Source organism: Nocardia neocaledoniensis (assembly GCF_029868625.1).
Classification (GTDB): domain Bacteria; phylum Actinomycetota; class Actinomycetes; order Mycobacteriales; family Mycobacteriaceae; genus Nocardia; species Nocardia neocaledoniensis_A.
The window spans coordinates 1-5,371 of the sequence record NZ_JARWOJ010000211.1; the positions used below are offsets into that span (position 1 = coordinate 1).

Annotated in this window: 3 protein-coding genes; 2 read left to right on the forward strand and 1 reads right to left on the reverse strand. The window is 68.7% G+C overall.

Features of this window, described 5'->3' with window-relative positions; all coding sequences use genetic code 11:
* Window positions 1-134 precede the first annotated feature (134 nt).
* Entirely contained in the window at window positions 135-3,467 is a 3,333-nt protein-coding gene (locus tag QH270_RS15755; RefSeq protein ID WP_432420370.1) for an arabinosyltransferase domain-containing protein, read from the reverse strand.
* A gap of 418 nt (window positions 3,468-3,885) precedes the next feature.
* On the opposite strand from QH270_RS15755, the gene QH270_RS15760 reads away from it, so the two are divergent.
* Together QH270_RS15760 and QH270_RS15765 are read left to right on the forward strand one after the other, a co-directional pair.
* Window positions 3,886-4,533: a hypothetical protein gene (locus QH270_RS15760; protein WP_280342651.1), complete on the forward strand. Its 648-nt coding sequence runs from the start codon at window positions 3,886-3,888 to the stop codon at window positions 4,531-4,533.
* A 210-nt stretch (window positions 4,534-4,743) separates the two neighbouring features.
* Window positions 4,744-5,241: a peptidylprolyl isomerase gene (locus tag QH270_RS15765; protein WP_280342653.1), complete on the forward strand. Its 498-nt coding sequence runs from the start codon at window positions 4,744-4,746 to the stop codon at window positions 5,239-5,241.
* Window positions 5,242-5,371: the final 130 nt, after the last annotated feature.

Consider the following 5,371-nt stretch of genomic DNA (forward strand, 5'->3'; position numbering starts at 1 on the left):
CCTGTCCCCGCACCACCCTCCCCCCCCCCCCCCCCCCCCCGCGCCCTTGCGTCTGACCCACCCCCCCCCCCACACCCCCCCCCCCCGCCCCCCCCCCCCTGGGCCCCCCCCGCCTTCATGTTCTCGGCGACCGGTCAGAACACCCGCAGCGGACCGGGGGTCCACAGGCCGGTGCGGGTCGCCGTTCCCGTTTCCAGCTGGACGGGCTCGGCGCGCAGGTGCTGGTCGTAGCGCTCCAGCGAACCCCAGTCGCGCGCCCAGTCGTCCTTCAGGTAGGTCGGGATGGTGACCCGGTTCGCCAGCATCTGGGTGAAGCCGAGCGGGCCGCCGAACTCCTGCGCCTGCCAGGTGTCGGTCGAGGAGATCGCCAGCGGGCGGTCGGGCAGGATGCGGTAGTTCGGCACCTCCGCGACGCCGTTCTTGTGCGCGAACGGCCGCTGGCACGGGAACTGCAGGCCGACGGCCCAGTCGAGCAGCACCGGCTGATCACGGCCGATGTAGCTGTCGAGGGTGCGCAGCTTCGGCACCCGCGGCGGGGTGAACGCCAGCCACTGGTCGCCGATCAGGATCGGGTCGTTGGCGACGATGCGGACCGCGTTCGCCTCGGCGGGCAGGTCGGCCACCGGCACGCGCAGGTTGCGCCAGGACGGGAACGGGCCGATGTCGCGGGGCAGGTAGGTGCCGAGCGTGGTGACGCTGCCGTCGGGCGCCCTGGTGCCGTACTCGACAAGCAGCGACTGGCCGTACTTGTCGGCGCCGGTGTCGTCCTTGGAGGCGATGCGGCCCGCCGCGGAGATCACGACCAGCGGCGAGTCGTCGGAGCGGGCGGGCAGCCCGTACCAGGCCGACTCCAGGTGCGCCGGCTGCTGCACGCCCTCCTGGTAGGAGCCCAGGATCGGGGTCTGCGCGGGATCGAGGCCGAACGGCAGCGCGACGGTCGACCCGTTCACGCCCCGAGCGCCTTCACCACCGCCGGTACCGGCGCTCTCGCCCTCGGCGAAGGCGGCGCCCACCGACTGGTTGCTGGTGTTGCCGGTGCCCGGCTTCACCTCGACCGCGTCGGCCGAGAGGTCACTCGGCACGCCGTTCGGCGTGAAGCCGACCGCGCCGGTGCCCGCGAGCGGGTCGTTCGGATCGGTGAACGGGCGGGCCGGGTCGACGATCGGCTCGAGCCTGCCGCCGTTCGGGTCGGATTCGACGAGCACGTCGTTGGCCAGGCCGCACGCGTTGCCGCCGATGGCGTCGGTGTTGGAGCGGGCCAGCGAGTACGCCGGATACTGCTGCGTGGCGCCCTTGACCAGGGAGAGCACTTCGAACGCCACCATCAGCCCGACCACCACGGTCAGCGGGATGGCCGCGAACTTGCGGATCCGCCTGCCGCGCTTGGTCTTCGCCGACGGCACCGGTTTCACGTAGTCCTCGCGCAGCGCGTACCAGCCGACCAGCGCCAGTGCCAGGCCGAACAGGATCAGCATCACGGTGTTGGAGTTGATACCGCGCAGCGAGATGGTCTTGTCGAACCACGGCACGCCGTAGCTGGACACGTACCAGTAGCCGTTGATGCCGGAGAACGACAGCGCGAGCACGAACAGCAATCCGGCCAGGAAGATGGCCCGGTTCTTGCGTGAGCGCAGCGCGCTCTGCGAGACGACCACCGCCGTCACCGCGGCCAGCGAACCGGCGATGCCCGCATACGCGCCGAAATGGTGGGTCCACTTCGTCGGGTTGAACATCATGAAGAAGATCGTCCCGAACACGATGCCCATCAACCGCCAGGTCGGACCGGAGGCCACACCGGGCACCTGGCGGCGGCGCAGCAGCACCAGCAGCGTGGTGAACAGGCACAGCAGCATCACCAGGAAGGCGAAGCGGCGAGCCAGCGAGCCGTCGACGGTCTCGACGAACATGTAGTAGTAGCGCAGGTAGTCCTCGTACCAGGCCAGGTTCGGCCCGGTCGCCTGCCGCACCCGGTTGGCCTCCTGGATCCCGGCGAAGGTCTGGTCGCCGTAGACGACCACCAGCACGAGCAGGCCCGCCGAGGCGATCGGCGCGAGCAGCGGGATGGTGCCGAACTGGCGATGCCTGCGCACGATGATCCGCACGAGCGGCCGGATGCCTGCCAGCAGCGCGGCCACACACATCAGCCCGGTCGGCGCCGCGGCCAGCGTGAAGGCCGCGATCAGCACCGCGGTGCCGGCGGGCAGCAGTCGGCCGGTGGCGATGGCGCGCTCGATGGAGACCCAGGTGAGCAGCGCGCCGAGCGCGACGATCGGCTCCGAGCGCAGGCCGTTGTCGAACGGCAGCCAGAAGGCCAGGAACACCAGGCCACCGGTCCACAGCGCCACCTGCGAGCGCTTGACCGCGTTGCCGAGCCGGGGCACCACCTCACGGCTGATGACCATCCAGCACAGGATCGCGCAGATCAGCGCGGGCACCCGCACCCACGGGCTGGCCGTGGAGATCTCGGCGAACACCTGGATGACGTAGTAGTACCAGCCGAACGGCGCCTCGGGGACGCCGTACCAGCGGAAGTAGTTGGCCATGTAGCCGGCGTCCGGGGCGACGCGCACCATCGAGAGGATGTAGCCGTCGTCGGAGGTGTTGGCGCCGACGAAATGCCAGGCCAGCAGGGTGCCGATCACCGCCCCGTCGGCCCAGGTGGGCTTCAGCCAGTTCTTCGGCAGGAAGCGCCGGTGCCCGCGGCCGTCGCTGCCGTCGAGCTTGGCCAGCGCGCCGAGGGCGATGAGGGTGCACAGCACGGCCGCGATGATGGCGATCAGTTTGATCAGCGACGGGCTGGAGGAGAAGCGCGAGTCGATCGTCGAGGTGAGCGAGAGTCCCTGCGGGACCGAGCCCTTCAGATCGGAGAAGACGCCGACGATCTGCGGCCGCAGGTCACCGGCCAACTGCCCCTGCACGGGGACCAGCACCGTCTCGACCGCGCCGGGCTGACCGGGGATCGGCCGCTCGATCTCCTTGGTCAAGCCCTCGAACGAGGCCGTGGTGCGCTCGCGGTCGGAGCTGATGACGATCGAGGAGCACTGGTCCATCGCGGCCCGCTCGGCCGAGGCCACCACCGCGTTGCGGTCGACCACGTCGACCGAGGTGTCGGAGACCCGGACGAACAGCGCCTCCAGCGCGGCCCGGTCGCCCTGCGGCGGCGCGGTGGCCAGCAGCATGCCGCCCTGCTCGGGCAGCGTCGCGACGGCCGAACACGGGATGGTGGCGTTCAGGTCGATGGGCACCTGCGACATCAGCGGTGCCTGGATATTGCCGAGCTTGCCGTTCTGCGGCCAGTTCAGCTGCGCGGTCGTCTGGGTGACCGGCAGGAAGGGCGTCGCCACCGCGAACAGGGCGCCGAGGAGTCCGGCGACGAGCGCGATCCATCGCGCGATCCGGAAGTCCTTCTCGGATACCACCGGTTCGGCGGGTGGCTTGGTGAGAACAGCAGTTGCGGCGTCTGGCACGGTTCGCCATGGTATCCGCACCCAGGTCGTTGTGACGGGTCGCACGCCCTGCTGCGCGACGCGCCGCACCCGACAGTGTGAAGTTCAAGCATTTCATTAAGATTGCCTCGGGCGCCGCGACGTTCCGGCATCATCGCCATCGGCTATCGATCCAGGTCCGACGAGGGCATCGCGCAGCACACAGGAGTTTGTCGATGTTAACAGTGTGCACGATGCATATAGCTAAAAAGCGGAGTAACTGTTACACACGGTTACAGTCCGGCATTGTAAATGCGGATCGGCGCCGAGGCAGCCGAAATACGAAAGTTCCCAAATGAAATGGTAGGCGCGAAATGCGCAATGCCGAAAAATGCCTTTCGTACTCTTGAACACGACATCTTCACATCTCGGAGATGTCGTTTCCATCCAAGGAGTACGCATGTTCAACAGCAACTTCTTCGCCCGCACAGCACTGGCGACCGCCGGGTGTGCGGTCGCCGCGGCGTCGTTCGGTATCGGCCCCGCCGCGGCCCAGGCCTCGACCACGGTCAGCCCCGCCGGCGCCGCGGTACAGGCCACCAACCAGGGCGTGGTCAAGGCCGTGGCGGGCGGTGTGACCATCACCTGCTCCACCTCGACCGCGACCGGCAGCGTGCCCGCCGCGCCGAACAACACCAACCCGAGTGGGCCGGTCACCGTGCCGATCAACGCGCCCAGCTTCACCGGCTGCACCACCAGCATGTGGGGCGTGAGCGCGACGGTGACCACCAGTGGCAGCTGGTCCATCACGGGCCAGAACGGGTCGCCGATCACCGGCTCGATCAATGTGCCGACCGGTGGCATGGTCATCCAGACCAGCGGCCTGGCGTCCTGCAAGGTGGTCGTGGCACCCACCGGCCCCGCCTCGCTGGCGGGCACCTGGACCAACGGCAGCCCGTCGACGGTGCAGGCGACGAATTCCCCCGCACCCATCAAGGTGACCGGCGGATTCGGTTGCCCGACCAGCGCCACCACCGGTTCGGTGACCGGCGTGTACAAGGTCACCAACACCACCACCCCGTCGGTGCCGATCACGGTCGGCCCCTGACAATTCCGGGGTGAATTCGAATGACCGGTAACGCGACGACGTCATCTCGAATTGTGTTCGCTGTGCGATGAAAAAGAACCCGCGTGCGTCTCGCACTCGCACGCGGGTTCCCTCACATCCTAGGCAATATTCGCGCCGGGTGCCGACCGGCCGCACCCGGCCGCGGACCCCCGTCTCTTCCAGGGCGCGCGCATCCCTAGACTCGACCTCATGACCAAGGTGAATCTCGTGACCAATTACGGACCGATCGTGCTGGAGTTGGACGACCAGGCCGCGCCGAACACGGTCGCCAACTTCGTCAACTACGTGAACGCGGGTCACTACAACGGGACCGTGTTCCACCGCGTCATCCCCAACTTCATGATCCAGGGCGGCGGCTTCGAGCCCGGCCTGAAGCAGAAGCCGACCCAGGCCCCCATCCAGAACGAGGCCGCCAACGGCCTGAAGAACGACAAGTACACCGTCGCGATGGCCCGCACCAACGATCCGCACTCGGCCACCGCTCAGTTCTTCATCAACGTCTCCGACAACGCCTTCCTCAACCACACCGCCCCCCAGGGCCAGGGCTGGGGCTACGCCGTCTTCGGCAAGGTCTCCGAGGGCACCGAGGTCGTCGACAAGATCGCCGCCGTCGCCACCGGCAACGCGGGCCCCCACCAGGACGTCCCCACCGACGACGTCATCATCGAATCCGCCTCGATCGCCTGACCTTTCACCACCGAGCAGGCCCCCCCCCCCCCCCCGGGGGGGGGGGAGCGAAAGACAGCTAATAACGGCCCCCACACGGCCGCCCGCCACCACCGCCACCCGGGTGACGCCGGCCGCGATGGTGGAACCG